15 protein-coding genes are annotated in these 14,400 nt (G+C 70.7%); 8 read left to right on the top strand and 7 right to left on the bottom strand.

Going from position 1 to position 14,400, the window contains the following annotated elements; genetic code table 11:
* The first annotated feature begins 2 nt into the window (after positions 1-2).
* The 4 genes from macS to STRCI_RS11645 all read left to right on the top strand — a co-directional run bounded on the left by macS (position 3) and on the right by STRCI_RS11645 (position 4,087).
* Positions 3-1,211, top strand: coding sequence for a MacS family sensor histidine kinase (gene macS, locus STRCI_RS11660; RefSeq protein WP_418953325.1), 1,209 nt, complete (start codon positions 3-5; stop codon positions 1,209-1,211).
* The gene (locus STRCI_RS11655) at positions 1,211-1,894 is read left to right on the top strand and encodes a response regulator (protein WP_269658822.1); all 684 of its coding nucleotides are present in this window, start codon (positions 1,211-1,213) and stop codon (positions 1,892-1,894) included. Before macS ends, STRCI_RS11655 begins: the two co-directional genes overlap by 1 nt.
* 108 nt (positions 1,895-2,002) lie before the next feature.
* Complete coding sequence (locus STRCI_RS11650; protein WP_269658821.1) at positions 2,003-3,031, top strand: 6-phosphofructokinase; 1,029 nt, start codon at positions 2,003-2,005, stop codon at positions 3,029-3,031.
* Between the two features lie 60 nt (positions 3,032-3,091).
* Entirely contained in the window at positions 3,092-4,087 is a 996-nt protein-coding gene (locus STRCI_RS11645; protein WP_269664531.1) for a 2-hydroxyacid dehydrogenase, read from the top strand.
* Here the strand turns inward: STRCI_RS11645 and STRCI_RS11640 are convergent.
* The 3 genes from STRCI_RS11640 to STRCI_RS11635 form a co-directional block, all read right to left on the bottom strand.
* Positions 4,039-5,919, bottom strand: coding sequence for an anthranilate synthase family protein (locus tag STRCI_RS11640; protein WP_269658820.1), 1,881 nt, complete (start codon positions 5,917-5,919; stop codon positions 4,039-4,041). The two genes, STRCI_RS11645 and STRCI_RS11640, sit on opposite strands and share 49 nt — an antisense overlap.
* Before the next feature lie 88 nt (positions 5,920-6,007).
* Positions 6,008-6,070 (bottom strand): trp operon leader peptide, encoded by a 63-nt coding sequence (locus STRCI_RS43545; protein ID WP_106435942.1) that lies wholly within the window; start codon positions 6,068-6,070, stop codon positions 6,008-6,010.
* Positions 6,071-6,079: 9 nt separating this feature from the next.
* Positions 6,080-6,673, bottom strand: a complete 594-nt coding sequence (locus STRCI_RS11635; protein WP_269658819.1) for a TetR/AcrR family transcriptional regulator — start codon at positions 6,671-6,673, stop codon at positions 6,080-6,082.
* Between the two features lie 46 nt (positions 6,674-6,719).
* On the opposite strand from STRCI_RS11635, the gene STRCI_RS11630 reads away from it, so the two are divergent.
* The 3 genes from STRCI_RS11630 (at position 6,720) to STRCI_RS11620 (ending at position 9,386) form a co-directional block, all read left to right on the top strand.
* Positions 6,720-7,604 carry a DUF2867 domain-containing protein gene (locus STRCI_RS11630; protein ID WP_269658818.1) on the top strand — a complete coding sequence of 295 codons (885 nt, stop codon included), beginning with the start codon at positions 6,720-6,722 and terminating at the stop codon, positions 7,602-7,604.
* A gap of 38 nt (positions 7,605-7,642) precedes the next feature.
* Positions 7,643-8,995, top strand: a complete 1,353-nt coding sequence (locus STRCI_RS11625; RefSeq protein WP_269658817.1) for a class II 3-deoxy-7-phosphoheptulonate synthase — start codon at positions 7,643-7,645, stop codon at positions 8,993-8,995.
* Between the two features lie 145 nt (positions 8,996-9,140).
* On the top strand, positions 9,141-9,386 hold the full coding sequence (locus tag STRCI_RS11620; RefSeq protein WP_269658816.1) for a (2Fe-2S)-binding protein: 246 nt from the start codon (positions 9,141-9,143) through the stop codon (positions 9,384-9,386).
* A 2-nt stretch (positions 9,387-9,388) separates the two neighbouring features.
* Here the strand turns inward: STRCI_RS11620 and bfr are convergent, their stop codons facing one another.
* Entirely contained in the window at positions 9,389-9,865 is a 477-nt protein-coding gene (gene bfr / locus STRCI_RS11615; RefSeq protein WP_250070345.1) for a bacterioferritin, read from the bottom strand.
* A 186-nt stretch (positions 9,866-10,051) separates the two neighbouring features.
* Between bfr and STRCI_RS11610 the strand changes: the two genes are divergently transcribed.
* Positions 10,052-10,684: a sulfite oxidase-like oxidoreductase gene (locus STRCI_RS11610; protein WP_269658815.1), complete on the top strand. Its 633-nt coding sequence runs from the start codon at positions 10,052-10,054 to the stop codon at positions 10,682-10,684.
* A gap of 11 nt (positions 10,685-10,695) precedes the next feature.
* On the opposite strand, the gene STRCI_RS11605 is transcribed toward STRCI_RS11610, so the two are convergent.
* The 3 genes from STRCI_RS11605 to STRCI_RS11595 all read right to left on the bottom strand — a co-directional run bounded on the left by STRCI_RS11605 (position 10,696) and on the right by STRCI_RS11595 (position 14,400).
* Positions 10,696-11,553, bottom strand: coding sequence for a deoxyribonuclease IV (locus tag STRCI_RS11605; protein WP_269658814.1), 858 nt, complete (start codon positions 11,551-11,553; stop codon positions 10,696-10,698).
* 17 nt (positions 11,554-11,570) lie between these two features.
* Positions 11,571-13,511, bottom strand: coding sequence for a Stk1 family PASTA domain-containing Ser/Thr kinase (gene pknB, locus STRCI_RS11600; protein ID WP_269658813.1), 1,941 nt, complete (start codon positions 13,509-13,511; stop codon positions 11,571-11,573).
* 94 nt (positions 13,512-13,605) lie between these two features.
* On the bottom strand, positions 13,606-14,400 hold the full coding sequence (locus STRCI_RS11595; protein WP_269658812.1) for a thiazole synthase: 795 nt from the start codon (positions 14,398-14,400) through the stop codon (positions 13,606-13,608).

Below are 14,400 nucleotides of genomic sequence, written 5' to 3'. Positions count from 1 at the left end.
AGTTGGCCAAGCGCGAGAAAGTCCTGAGGATGTCGGTCGAGCAGCCGCTGTGGCGTGCGCTCAGGGGCTACCGGATCCTCACCCTGCTGTACGCGATAGGCCTGTTCATCAGCGCCTACGACGAGTTCGCCCGCCCCTGGGTCGCCATCGCCTACTTCGCCGTACTGACCGTGTGGACCCTCGCCACCCTGCCCAAGGTCGCGAACGCCGCCGCCTGCACCCGGCGCTTCCTCACCGCCGACCTCACCCTCGCGCTCGTCGGCATCCTACTCACCCGGGTCGCCGACTCCACCGCGCACATCGAGTCGGGCAGTCCGACGCTGCCGTCGATATGGACGGCCGGTTCGGTGCTGGCCTTCGCCATCAAGGGCGGCTGGCGGTGGGCGGCCTTCGCCTCCACGCTGGTCGCTGTCGCCAACCTGGTCCACCGCGGCTCCCCGACCCGGGACACCGTCCACGCGGTGATCCTCGTCTGGGTCGCCTCCATCGCCATCGGCTACGTCGTCGAGGTGGCCCGCGCCTCCGAGCGCACCCTCGCGCGCGCCCTGGAGATCGAGGCCGCGACCAGGGAGCGCGAGCGGCTCGCCCGGGACATCCACGACAGCGTGCTCCAGGTGCTCGCCATGGTGCAGCGGCGCGGTGCCGTCATCGGCGGTGAGGCGGCCGAGCTGGGCCGGCTGGCCGGCGAGCAGGAGGTGGCGCTGCGCACCCTGGTCTCCGGCGGCCTGACCCCCGTCTCCCGGGTCTCCTCGGACGCGGCCGAGGGCGCGCTGGTCAGCGTCGTGGACGAGGAGCCGGACGGCGACGGGCCGCTCGATCTGCGGGGGCTCCTCGCGCCCTACGCGAGCTCCCGGGTGAACCTTGCCGAGCCCGGGGCGCCGGTGGTGCTGCCCCCGGCCGCCGCGCGGGAGCTGGCCGCGGCCGTCGGGGCCGCCCTGGACAATGTCCGCAAGCACGTGGGCGAGGACGCGTGCGCGTGGATCCTGGTGGAGGACGAGCCCGACGCGGTCATCGTCACCGTCCGGGACGACGGTCCGGGCATCCCCGAGGGGCGGCTCGCGCAGGCCGAGGGCGAGGGGCGGCTCGGGGTCGCGCTGTCGATCCGGGGCCGGCTGCGGGACATCGGGGGCAGCGCGGAGCTGATCTCGGTGCCCGGGCAGGGCACGGAAGTCGAACTGAAGGTACCGAAGCAGATGTCCCGGGGGACGTGATGAGCGAGCAGCAGGCCGGCCCGATCAAGGTCATGGTGGTCGACGACCACCCCATGTGGCGCGACGCGGTCGCCCGGGACCTGGCCGAGTCCGGGTTCGAGGTGGTCGCCACCGCGGGCGACGGCGAGCAGGCCGTGCGCCGCGCCAAGGCCGCGGGCCCCGACGTCCTGGTCCTCGACCTCAACCTGCCCGCCAAGCCGGGCGTCCAGGTCTGCAAGGAACTCGTCGGCCACAACCCGGCCCTGCGCGTCCTGGTGCTGTCCGCCAGCGGTGAGCACGCCGACGTCCTGGAGGCCGTGAAGTCCGGCGCCACCGGCTATCTGCTGAAGTCGGCGTCCACGGAGGAACTGCTGGACGCGGTCCGCCGTACCGCCGTCGGCGACCCGGTGTTCACCCCGGGCCTGGCCGGACTCGTCCTCGGCGAGTACCGGCGGCTCGCCTCCGAGCCCGCCCCCGCCGACCGGGACGCCGACACCCCGGGCGCCCCGCAGCTCACCGACCGGGAGACCGAGGTGCTGCGGCTGGTCGCCAAGGGCCTGAGCTACAAGCAGATCGCCGAACGCCTCGTCATCTCCCACCGGACGGTGCAGAACCACGTCCAGAACACCCTTGGCAAGCTCCAGTTGCACAACCGAGTGGAACTCGTCCGGTACGCCATAGAGCGCGGACTTGACGACGCGTAAACCAACCGCCCCATGATTCACCGGAATTGCCTCACCGACCCATCCCTGAGTGACCTGGATCACTATTAGCGTGGCCTCACCAGGCAACCGCGGCGAAGGGACAATTCCATGCGGGTCGGAGTACTGACCGGAGGCGGCGACTGCCCCGGACTCAACGCCGTCATCCGGGCCATCGTCCGCAAGGGCGTTCAGGAGTACGGGTACGACTTCACCGGCTTCCGGGACGGCTGGCGCGGTCCGCTCGACGGCGACACCGTACGGCTCGACATCCCCGCCGTACGCGGCATCCTGCCGCGCGGCGGCACCATCCTCGGCTCCTCGCGCACCAACCCCCTCAAGCAGGAGGACGGTATCCGGCGGATCAAGGAGAACCTCGCCAAGCAGGAGGTCGACGCGCTCATCACGATCGGCGGCGAGGACACCCTCGGAGTGGCCGCGCGGCTGTCGGACGAGTACGGCGTGCCCTGCGTGGGCGTCCCCAAGACCATCGACAACGACCTGTCCGCCACCGACTACACCTTCGGTTTCGACACCGCCGTCGGCATCGCGACGGAGGCCATCGACCGGCTGCACACCACCGCCGAGTCCCATATGCGGGTTCTCGTCGTGGAGGTGATGGGCCGTCACGCCGGCTGGATCGCCATCCACTCCGGCCTCGCGGGCGGCGCCAACGTCATCCTCATCCCCGAGCAGCGCTTCGACGTCGAGAAGGTCTGCGGGTGGGTCACCTCCCGTTTCAAGGCGTCGTACGCGCCCATCGTGGTCGTCGCCGAGGGTGCCATGCCCCAGGACGGCGACATGGTGCTCAAGGACGAGTCGCTGGACTCCTTCGGGCATGTGCGCCTGTCGGGCGTCGGCGAGTGGCTGGCCAAGGAGATCGAGAAGCGCACCGGCAAGGAGGCCCGGACGACGGTTCTCGGCCATGTCCAGCGCGGCGGCACGCCCAGCGCCTTCGACCGCTGGCTCGCCACCCGCTTCGGCCTGCACGCCATCGAGGCGGTCCGCGACGGCGACTTCGGCAAGATGGTCGCCCTGCGCGGCACGGACATCGTCCGCGTCCCGATCGCGGAGGCGACGGCCCGGCTGAAGACGGTGGATCCGACGCTCTACGAGGAGGTCGGGGTCTTCTTCGGCTGACCGGCGGCGCTCGGCCGTGGGCCGTATATTCGGCCCATGGCCGAGCTGACGGGAGCAGCCTTGGAGATCCTTGGTTTCGGTGTCCAGGCCGACGAGCGGCCCCTGATCGAGCGGGCCTTCGCCGGGCACCACGAGGTCCGCTGCCTGGACGTGTTCCTCAACGAGGACACCGCCCTGATCGCGGCCGGCCACGAGAGTGTCAGCACCAGCGTCAACTGCGACCTCGGCGCCCGTGTCCTGCAGATCCTCGCGGCGGGCGGCACCCGCATGGTCGCCCAGCGGTCCACCGGCTTCAACAACATCGACCTGGACGTCGCCGAACGGCTCGGCATGACGGTGGCCCGGGTGTCGTACTACTCGCCGTACTCCGTCGCCGAGTTCGCCTGGACCCTCGCCATGGCCGTCAACCGCCGTGTCGTGCGCGCCTCCATCCGCACCCGGGACTTCGACTTCCGGCTCGACGGGCTGATGGGACGCGACCTGCACGGCCGCACCGCGGGCGTCCTCGGCACCGGGAAGATCGGCGAGGCGTTCGCCCGGATCGCCCACGGCTTCGGCATGAAGCTGCTCGGCTGGGACGTCGCCGAGAACCCGGCCTGCCTCGAACTCGGCATGCGCTACGTCTCCAAGGAGCAGCTCCTCGCCGAGTCCGACCTGGTCAGCCTGCATGTCCCGCTGATGCCCGCGACCCAGCGCCTGATCGACGCCGACGCCCTGAAGACGATGCGGGACGACGCGATCCTGGTGAACTCCAGCCGCGGCGGCCTGATCGACACCGCGGCCCTCGTCACCGAACTGCGCGCCGGCCGCTTCACGGGCGTCGGCCTCGATGTGTACGAGGCGGAGGCGGGCCTGTTCTTCCTCGACAAGTCACTGGAGGCGATCGAGGACGACACCCTGGCCCGCCTGGTCACCTTCCCGAATGTCCTGGTCACCTCCCACCAGGCGTACTACACCGTGGACGCCGTCGGCCAGATCGTCGACGCCACGGTGCACAACGTCCTGGACTACAAGGCGGGCCGCCGCTCGGAGAACGTGCTGGTGCCCCGGAGCTGACCCACCAGCTCCCGGACGATCGCGGCGCCGTCGAGCGTCAGCACCGACTCGGGGTGGAACTGCACCCCGGCGAAACCGGGCCCCTTCAGCGCGTGCACCTCGTACGCCGCGCTGCGGCTGACCCGCACGCCGTGGGCGGCCAGTTCCCCGGCCGTCCCGTCGTCGCAGCGGGCCACGAAGCTGTTGTAGAAGCCGACGGTCTCCGGGCGCCCGAACAGGTCGATCTCCGTCTGGGCGCCCTGGTACGGCACCTCCTTGCGGACGATCTCAAGGCCCAGCTCGGCGGCGATCAGCTCGTGCCCGAGGCAGACGCCGAGCACGCCGTGCCGGTGCCCCCGGATCACCTCGGCGGTCAGCTCCCGCAGGAACCGCATCTTGTGGTCGGCGGTGTCCGACGGGTCGCCGGGGCCGGGGCCGAGCACGACCGGACCCTCGTGCGCGACGACGGCCTCCCTCAGCCCCCGCTCGTCGTAGCGCCGGACGGTGACGTCCAGGCCGCTGGAGCGCAGCACATGGGCGAGCATCGCGGTGAAGGTGTCCTCGCCGTCCACGACCAGGGCGTGCCCGGTGAGATCGGCGGACCGCTCCTGCATCCGCAGCCAGAAGGGGGCGAGGGAGGCGCGGCGCCCGTCGAGGGCGGCACGCACGCGCGGGTCGTCGGCCAGGTGCGGGCGTACGGCCTCCTCGCGCGGCCTGCGCGCGGTGACGCCCAGCGCCGCCAGCACCCCCGCCGCCTTGGCGTGGGTCTCCGCGACCTCGCTCTCCGGGTCCGAGCCACGGACGAGCGTGGCGCCGACGGGGACGCACAGCCGACCGTCCGCGTCGATGTCCGCGGTGCGGATGAGGATGGGGGAGTCCAGCGTCTGGGCCCCGCCGGAGTCCCGGCCGAGCAGCGCCAGCGCCCCCGCGTAGTACCGGCGCCCCCCGACCTCGTGCCGCTCGATCACCCGGCAGGCGTTCTGCACCGGTGAGCCGGTGACGGTGGCCGCGAACAGGGTCTCCTTCAGCACGTCCCGCGCGTCCAGCGACGACTTGCCGCGCAGCTCGTACTCGGTGTGCGCGAGATGGGCCATCTCCTTCAGCCGGGGCCCGACCACGACCCCGCCCATGTCGCCGACGGTGCACATCATCTTGAGCTCCTCGTCGACGACCATCGACAGCTCCTCGATCTCCTTGCCGTCGGCGAGGAAGTCCAGCAGATGCTCGGGGGTCGGCCCCTCGGCGGGATAGCGGTACGTCCCGCTGATCGGGTTCATGACGACGGTGCCGCCGGACATCCGCACATGCACCTCGGGGCTGGCCCCGACGAGCGTCCGCTGCCCTGTGTGCACGACGAACGTCCAGTACGCGCCCCGCTCACCCTCCAGCAGCCGCCGGAACAGCGCGAGCGCGTCCCGGCGGGAGAACTCCGGGATCTCGCCCTCGTACGTCCGCCGGATCACGAAGTTCGCGCCCTCGCCGCGTCCGATCTCCTCGTCCAGCACGCGCCCGACGATCCGCGCGTACTCCTCGTCCGCGACATCGAAGCCGCCGTTCTCGACGCGCACGTCATGCGCGGGGAGCTGGGCCAGGGCCTCGGCGAGCGGGATCCCGTACGTCTCCTCGGGGGTGAGCACCGTCAGCGGCGTCCCGTCGTCGCGGACGTCGAAGCCGCGCTCGCGGATCTGCCGGAAGGGCACGAGGGCGAGGCCCTCGTCGGGGAGGTCGGCAAGGCGTTCGTGGTCGGTGACCGGGCCGACGAGGACCTCGACCAGGTCGTGGTCATGACCGGGAGTGCGGCGCCGCAGCAGGGCGAACGGACGACTGTCGTGCAGCAGCTGTGTCAGGTCCATGGTTCCTCTTCTGTCGATGAGGAACGACCCCGGAAAACACCGAAGGCCGCCCCTCGGGCGGCCTTCGCGAAGTCTTGAGTACGCGCAGTCAGCGGGCCGCCGGAGAAGCGGTCCACCACCAGTTCTGGTTCATGGTCGAATGCGCGAACATGCCCCGACCCTAACGCATGAGCAACAGATCGAGGGCGCGGTCGAGATATCGGGTGAGTTCCTCGCCCATGGGGAGGGCGGCGGGGACGGAGTGGGCGAGCTGGGCGTGGCCCAGATAGACGCTGTAGGCGAGCAGCCCGCGCCGCCGAGCCTCGGGCTCGGGGAAACCGGCCTCGGCGAAGAGCTGCGCCACATAGGCGACCCGGCGTTCGGTGACCCGTCCCAGCACCGTCGCGACGCGCGGGTCGTCGGCGGTCGCCAGCAGCCTGACCTCCAGCGGATCGTCCGCGGCCGACCCGATCGCCTCGGCGAACAGCAGCCGCAGCCGCCGCTCGGGGTCGGGCTCCGCCTCCAGCTCGGTGATGAGCGCCTCGGTCTGGGTCTCGGCCCAGCGTTCGAGCGCCGCCGCGATCAGCGCGTCCCGGTTGGCGAAGTGCCAGTAGAAGCTGCCCTTGGTGGTGCCGAGCCGGGTGGCGAGCGGTTCCACGGCCACGGCCGCGAGCCCGCCCTCGCCCATCGCGACGAGCGCGGCGTCGGCCCAGTCGTCGGCGCTCAGCCGGGACTTGGCCGAGGTCTTGCGAGGAGGCCGTTGCACCATGACCATACGGTACCGTACGGTTGACCATACGCCACCGTATGGAGGTGCTCCGATGGGCACTGTACGCAACGTCCACGACCGCGTCCTGGCCGCGCCCGCCGACCGGGTCGGCGCCCTGCTGGACCGGCTCGCCGCGCCGGACGACCCGCTGTTCCCGAGCCCCGCCTGGGCCCCGGTCCGCTTCGACCGGCCGCTGTCCGTCGGCGCCGCCGGAGGGCACGGCCCGGTGCGCTACTCGGTCGCCGAGTACGAGCCGGGCCGCCGGGTCCGCTTCGCCTTCGACCCGCCCGGCACCGGCTTCCACGAACTGTCCGTCGAGCCGCTCGGCCCGGACCGCTGCCGGATCCGGCACCTGCTGGAGCAGGACCAGCCGCTCGGCGAGCGCCTCGGCTGGCTGCTCGCGGTGCGCGCCGTGCACGGCACGGTGATCGAGGAGCTGTTCGACAACGCCGAGCTGGCCGCCACCGGCTCACTCCCCGCCCCGGTCCGCCCCGGGCGCTACGTCCGCCTGCTCCAGCGGCTCACCTGGGACCGCCCGCGGGCCGTCGCCGTACCCGAAGGCGCCGCCCTGCTGCACGCCGCCTTCCCCGAGTCCGACTACACCGACGCCTACGCCCTGGAGCTGCGCCCCGGGATGCCGACCGACCCGGCGGTCTGGGCGGGCGTGCTGCGGGGCACCCCGGTCGTCGCCGGCTCGGCGCGGGAGCTGCTGATGGGTGAGGACGCCGGACATCTGGACTTCCGTGCCTCGCTCCTGGTGGACGAGGAGGGGCACACGGTCACCCTCGGATCAGTGGTCCGGATCCACAACGGACGCGGGCGTCTGTACTGGTCGGTGGTCCGCCACGCCCACCCGTTCATGGCCCGGCTCATGCTCCGCCGCACCCATCGACGGCTCGCTCTGCGGAGCGGCAGAGCGTCTCAATTGGTGAGCTAGGGAATGGACCACGGACACAACCCCGTAATGTTGACGTCGTGACCGTGAACGCTAAGACCAGCGCAAGCGCTGGCAACACCTGGCGAAACCTGCCCGCGGCGCAGCAGCCCGAGTACCCCGACACCGAGGCTCTGCGCGCAGTCGTTGCGGACCTCGAGTCGTATCCGCCGCTCGTCTTCGCGGGCGAGTGCGATCAGCTGCGCGCCCGGTTGGCGGCCGTCGCCAAGGGAGAGGCGTTCCTCCTCCAGGGCGGCGACTGCGCCGAGGCATTCGACGCGGTGTCCGCCGACCACATCCGCAACAAGCTCAAGACCCTGCTCCAGATGGGCGCCGTGCTGACGTACGCCGCCTCGGTGCCGGTCGTGAAGGTCGGCCGGATCGCCGGCCAGTACTCCAAGCCGCGCTCCAAGGGCACCGAGACCCGCGACGGCGTCACGCTGCCCACCTACCGCGGCGACTCGGTCAACGGCTTCGACTTCAACGAGGCCGCCCGGATCCCGGACCCCGAGCGCCTGAAGCGGATGTACAACGCCTCCGCCTCCACGCTCAACCTGGTGCGCGCCTTCACCACCGGCGGTTACGCCGACCTGCGCCAGGTGCACGCCTGGAACCAGGACTTCGTGAAGTCGTCCCCGTCCGGCCAGCGCTACGAGCAGCTCGCCCGCGAGATCGACAACGCGCTCAACTTCATGCACGCCTGCGGGGCCGACCCGGAGGAGTTCAAGACCGTCGAGTTCTACGCCTCCCACGAGGCGCTGCTGCTCGACTACGAGTCCGCCCTGACGCGGGTCGACTCGCGCACCGGCCAGCTCTACGACGTCTCCGGGCACATGGTGTGGATCGGTGAGCGCACCCGGCAGCTGGACGGCGCGCACATCGAGTTCGCCTCGAAGATCCGCAACCCGATCGGCATCAAGCTCGGCCCGACGACGACGGCCGAGGAGGCGCTCCAGTACATCGAGCGTCTGGACCCGGACCGCGAGCCGGGCCGGCTGACCTTCATCGTCCGCATGGGCGCCGACAAGGTCCGCGACAAGCTGCCCGAGCTGATCGAGAAGGTCACCGCCTCCGGTGCGACCGTTGCCTGGGTGACCGACCCGATGCACGGCAACACCTTCGAGGCGGCCTCCGGCCACAAGACCCGCCGCTTCGACGACGTGCTCGACGAGGTCAAGGGCTTCTTCGAGGTCCACAAGTCGCTGGGCACCCACCCGGGCGGCATCCATGTCGAGCTCACCGGTGACGATGTCACCGAGTGCGTGGGCGGCGGCGACGAGATCTTCGTCGACGATCTGCACCAGCGCTACGAGACGGCCTGCGACCCCCGCCTGAACCGCAGCCAGTCCCTTGACCTGGCCTTCCTGGTCGCGGAGATGTACAGGGACCAGTAGCCGGTTCGGCTGTTACAGCTGAGTGACGTGGGGCGCGGATCACATACGATCCGCGCCCCGCACCACTTTTATGACTCCTGCGAGCCGGGTAAGGTTAGGTTAGCCTCACCGATCAAGGGGATGGCACATCGACCCCGTCCGGGAGGTGAACCGCGTGTACGTCTGCAGTTGCTTCGGCATCACCGAGCAGCAGGTCAAGGAGCACGCGGCCGACGGTGCCTGCACTCCCCGCCAGATAGCGTCGTCCTGCAAGGCGGGCACGGACTGCGGGTCGTGCGTACGCCGTATCCAGGCGATCCTGGGCCGGGGCGCGTGCCCCCGCCGTGAGCTGGCCGACCAGGGCAAGCCGGTGCTCACCGAGCTGTCGACCGACCTGGCGGACGTGGCCTAGCGCTAGCTCGGCTGCTCGATCTGCTGCGCGAGGTAGAGCGCCTCGCCGAGCTTGTCGATGAGCTCCAGCTGGGTGTCCAGGTAGTCGATGTGGTGCTCCTCGTCCTCCAGGATGGACTCGAAGAGGTTCGCCGACGTGATGTCGCCCTTGGTGCGCATCACCTCGATCCCGCGCTTGAGGCGGTCGATCGCCTCCACCTCCACCTGCCGGTCCGCCTGGAACATCTCGGTGACGGTCTGGCCGACGCGGACGTGGAACAGCCGCTGGTAGTTCGGCAGGCCGTCCAGCATGAGGATGCGCTCGGTGATCTTGTCCGCGTGCTTCATCTCGTCGATGGATTCTTCACGCGTGTACTTGGCGAGCTTGGTCCAGCCCTTGTTGTCCTGGATCCGGTAGTGCAGCCAGTACTGGTTGATCGCCGTCAGCTCGCCGGTGAGCTGCTCGTTCAGGAATTCGATGACCTCGGGGTCGCCCTGCATCGCAGAGGCTCCTTCCAGGGGAACGGGGGAACTGGCAGGTTGCGCCGCATCCTTGCACCGGTGACGAAGATCGTCCAGTAAGTCTTCACTTACTAAGTAAGGGCATGCTTACTGCTATTTGACCGGTTGGCCCGGATTGATCTCGGGTGGTCAAGGGCACTGCCTCAGGTCTGTCAGGATGGATACATGGGTCAGCCGGTGGAGAGCGCATCTGGAGGAGCGGTGCAGCCGGAGCTCCCGCCGGGGCAGCGCCTGCAGCGCGGCTGGCCGGTCACCCACTACGGGCCGGTCCCCAAGTTCCGCCCCGAGCGCTGGGAGTTCAGGGTCTTCGGCGCCACCGCCGACGGCGAGAAGCACTGCTGGAACCACGAGGAGTTCGCGGCCCTGCCGTACACCTCCGTCGTGGCCGATCTGCACTGCGTCACGAAGTTCAGCATGCTGGGCGCCGAGTGGGGCGGGATCCCCGCCCGGACCATCCTGGAGATCGCCCCGCCCGCCCCGGCCGTCACCCATGTGATGGTGTGGGCCGAGTACGGCTTCAGCTCGAATCTGCGCCTTGAGGACTTCGCCGCCGAGCGCACCATCTTCGCCACCCACAAGGACGGCGAGCTGCTCACCGCCGAACACGGCTTCCCGCTCCGCCTGGTCGTGCCCCACCTCTACGCCTGGAAGGGCCCCAAATGGGTCCGCGGTGTGGAGTACATGACCGCCGACCGCCGCGGCTTCTGGGAGGAGCGCGGCTACCACAACATCGGCGACCCCTGGAAGGAACAGCGCTACTCCTACCAGGAGGAGCCGGGGGACGGCCCCGAGCTCTGACGTCTGACGCCCTAGCCGTCCCTGAGCTTCTTCAGCCGCTCCACGTCCGCCGCGTGCCCTTCCTTGCCGCCGGGCGTCTCGATGATCAGCGGTACGCCCTCGGTGGCCGGGTGGGTCATCAGCGCCCGGAACGGGTCCTCGCCGATATGTCCGGCGCCAATATTGGCGTGCCGGTCCTTGTGGGCGCCGACCACATCCTTGGAGTCATTGGCGTGGATCAGCTTCAGGCGTCCCTCGCCGACCGTCTCCACCAGCAGGTCCAGGGTCTGGTGCATACCGTGCGGGCCGGTCAGATCGTGTCCGGCGGCGAAGATGTGGCAGGTGTCCAGGCAGACGCCGAGCTTGGGGTGGGCGTCCAGCGCCTCGAAGTACGGCCCGAAGTCCCAGGTGCGCGAGCAGATCGAGGAACCCTGGCCCGCGGTGGACTCCAGCAGCAGGAACGGGTCGTCGTCATGGGTCAGCTCGTCCAGCAGCGGCAGCATGTGCTCCCGCACCTGCTTCAGCGCCACCGAGCGGTCCCGGCCGCCGGTCGCGCTGCCCGTGTGCACGACCACACCCAGCGCGCCGATCTCCCGCCCCCGCCGCAGCGAGTGCCGCAGCGACTCCACCGACCGCTCCACGGTCGCCTCGGTGTGCGAGCCGAAGTTGATCAGATACGGGGCATGGACGTACGCCGGTATCGACCCCTGCGCACAGGCCGCGCGGAACTCCTCGTCCTGCCGCGGACTGCCCACCGGGGTGGCCCACCCGCGCGGATTGGCGACGAAGACCTGCACGGTCTCGGCCTTGAGCTCACGGGCGTAGGACAGACCGACCGAGTTCAGGCCGCCGGCCACCGGGACATGGCCGCCGACGGGATTGCGGTTCATCCGTGGTTCGCGTCCCGTCACCGGATCTCGATGGTGATCGTCGAGCCCTTGGGCGCGGTGTCGCCGCCGTCCACCGACTGGCTCTCGACGGTGTCACCGAACAGACCCAGCAGCCCGCGGTCCTCGTCGACCTCGAAGCCCGCGGCCTCCAGCTCGGCCTTGGCGTCGTCGACCTTCTCGCCGACCACGTCCGGGACCTCGACCATCTCGGGGCCCTTGGACAGCGTCAGCGTCACCGTGTCCCCGACGACGACCTCGCTGTCGGCCTCCGGCGACTGCGCCGCGACTGCGCCCTTGTCGAAGTCTGCGGAGGTGACCTGCTCGGCGGCGACCTTCACCTTCAGACCGGCCTCCTCCAGCTCGGCCCTGGCGTCCTCCAGGCTCTCGCCGGTGACGTCCGGGACATCGACCGGACGGCCCTTGCTGACGACCAGCGCGACGGCGGAGCCCGAGCGGCGCTCGGTACCGGCGGTGGGGTCGGTGGAGATCACCGAGCCCCGGGCGACGGAGTCGCTGAACTCCCGGGTCACCATGCCCGGTTCCAGGCCCGCGCCGGTGAGCAGTTCCCGCGCCTTGTCCAGGCGGTAGCCCTCCAGGTCGGGGACCTTCACGACCTCCGGGCCCTTGGAGACGACCAGGTTCACCGAGTCGTTCTGCCGGATCCGGCTGCCGACCTCGGGGTCGGTGCTGATGACCTGGCCGCGCTTGACGGTGTCACTGAAGGCGCGCTCGACCTTGCCGACCTCCAGACCGGCGTCCTCCAGCCGGTCCTCGGCCTTCGCCTCCGGCTGGCTCAGCAGCGCCGGGACCCGGGTGAACTGGCCGGAGTTGATGTACCAGACGCCCGCTCCGACACCGAGCACCAGCAGCACGGCGACGACGAGGGCGAGCGGACCGCGCCTGGACCCCCGGCGTCCGGTGGGCGCGGGCGGCGGTGGCGGCGGGGTCTCGAAGCGGCTCGTGCGGTGGAACCGGTCCGGCCCCTCCTCGGCCTCGTTCACCGGCAGCGGGCGCGGCACCGTCAGCGAACGCGGGATCACGCTCGTACGGTCCTCGGCGTTGTCGTGCTCGCCGGAGAGGGCCTGCGGGGGCAGCGCGTCCAGCTGGTCCGGGCCGAGCGCGGCGCGGGCCCGGCGGGCCTCGGCGAGCAGGGCGACCGCGTCGTGCGGACGCACGTCCGGGGTGCGGGCGGTGGCGGAGGCGACCAGGGCGTCCAGCTCGTAGGCCATTCCCGGCACGACGGCCGAGGGCGGCGGGACGTCCTCGTGGAGATGCTTGTAGAGCACGATTGCGGGGGAGTCGCCGTCGTGCGGCTTCTCGCCGGTGAGCATCTCGTACAGGACGACACCGCACGCGTACACGTCGACGCGGGCGTCGGCGGCGCCGGGCTGGTCGATCTGCTCCGGCGCGAGGTAGGAGACGGTGCCGAGGACGGCACCGGTGGTGCTGGTGACCGTGTCCACGGACCGCACCAGACCGAAGTCGGCGACCTTGACGCGGCCGTCGTCCCCTATGAGGACGTTCTCCGGCTTCATGTCCCGGTGCACGAAACCGGCCCGGTGCGCGGCGCCGAGCGCGGCCAGCACCGGCTCCAGGATGTCCAGCGCGGCCCGCGGCTGGAGCGCGCCCCGGTCGCGCAGCACGTCACGAAGGGTGCAGCCGGCGATGTACTCCATGGCGAGGTAGACATACGACCCGTCGGTGCCCTGGTCGAAGACCTGCACGACGTTGGGGTGCGCGAGCCGGGCGACCGACTTCGCCTCCCGGATGAACCGCTCCACGAAGGTGCCGTCGACCGCGAGTCCCGGGTGCATCACCTTCAGCGCGAGCACACGGTCGAGCCGGGTGTCCACGGCCCGGTAGACCGTGGCCATCCCACCGACGGCGATCCGCGCCTCGACGCGATAACGTCCGTCGAGCACCTGCCCGACCAGCGGGTCCTGAAGGGTCGTATCCACGCAGGCGAGTGTACGAGCAGCGACTGACACGACTGCCGTTCAGTCCGGAACAGGGGCGGTACTGAAGCCGACCTGTGACGCAACCCACGGTCGATCAGAACGCGGGGCGCTCCGGATCCAGCACCGCCCTTCCGGTCACCGGCGAGGACGCCTCCGCGAAGTGGCGGCGCGGGATGCGGCCCGCGCGGTGGGCCAGGCGGCCCGCCTCCACCGCGTGCCGCATCGCGTCGGCCATAAGCACCGGCTCCTTCGCCCGCGTCACCGCCGAGGCGAGCATCACACCCGCGCACCCCAGCTCCATCGCGAGCGCCGCGTCCGAGGCCGTACCGGCACCGGCGTCCAGGATCACCGGCACGCGCGCGTGCTCGACGATCAGCTGGAAGTTGTGCGGGTTGCGGATGCCGAGGCCGGAGCCGATCGGGGAGCCCAGCGGCATGATCGCCGCGCACCCGACGTCCTCCAGCTTGCGCGCGAGCACCGGGTCGTCGTTGGTGTACGGCAGCACCGTGAAGCCGTCGTCGACGAGGATCTCCGCCGCGTCCAGCAGCTCGATCGGGTCCGGCAGCAGGGTCCGCTCGTCGGCGATGACCTCCAGCTTGACCAGATCGGTGCCGAGGGCCTCCCGCGCGAGGCGGGCGGTGAGGACGGCCTCCCCGGCGGTGAAGCAGCCCGCCGTGTTCGGCAGGACCCGGATGCCGAGCTTGTCCAGCACGGACAGGACCGATCCGTGCACCGAGGCGTCCACCCGGCGCATCGCGACCGTCGTCAGCTCCGTGCCGGATGTCACCAGCGCCCGCTCCAGGACCTCCAGGCTGGGCGCCCCGCCCGTCCCCATGATCAGCCGGGACGAGAAGGACATGCCGCCGAGGACAAAGGGATCGTCGGCCAT

This window comes from Streptomyces cinnabarinus (assembly GCF_027270315.1).
GTDB lineage: Bacteria > Actinomycetota > Actinomycetes > Streptomycetales > Streptomycetaceae > Streptomyces > Streptomyces cinnabarinus.
The sequence above is the reverse complement of the archived record's forward strand: the minus strand, read 5'-3'. Positions and strand labels throughout refer to the sequence as shown.

What these genes read in the sequence shown, in the direction of transcription:
- STRCI_RS11635 (WP_269658819.1), bottom strand. Translation starts at nt 6,673, where the DNA reads ATGGTCATGGTGCAACGGCCTCCTCGCAAGACCTCGGCCAAGTCCCGG.
- STRCI_RS11630 (WP_269658818.1), top strand. Translation starts at nt 6,720, where the DNA reads ATGGGCACTGTACGCAACGTCCACGACCGCGTCCTGGCCGCGCCCGCC.
- STRCI_RS11655 (WP_269658822.1), top strand. Translation starts at nt 1,211, where the DNA reads ATGAGCGAGCAGCAGGCCGGCCCGATCAAGGTCATGGTGGTCGACGAC.
- STRCI_RS11610 (WP_269658815.1), top strand. Translation starts at nt 10,052, where the DNA reads ATGGGTCAGCCGGTGGAGAGCGCATCTGGAGGAGCGGTGCAGCCGGAG.
- STRCI_RS11650 (WP_269658821.1), top strand. Translation starts at nt 2,003, where the DNA reads ATGCGGGTCGGAGTACTGACCGGAGGCGGCGACTGCCCCGGACTCAAC.
- STRCI_RS11640 (WP_269658820.1), bottom strand. Translation starts at nt 5,919, where the DNA reads ATGGACCTGACACAGCTGCTGCACGACAGTCGTCCGTTCGCCCTGCTG.
- STRCI_RS11605 (WP_269658814.1), bottom strand. Translation starts at nt 11,553, where the DNA reads ATGAACCGCAATCCCGTCGGCGGCCATGTCCCGGTGGCCGGCGGCCTG.
- STRCI_RS11595 (WP_269658812.1), bottom strand. Translation starts at nt 14,400, where the DNA reads ATGGCCGACGATCCCTTTGTCCTCGGCGGCATGTCCTTCTCGTCCCGG.
- bfr (WP_250070345.1), bottom strand. Translation starts at nt 9,865, where the DNA reads ATGCAGGGCGACCCCGAGGTCATCGAATTCCTGAACGAGCAGCTCACC.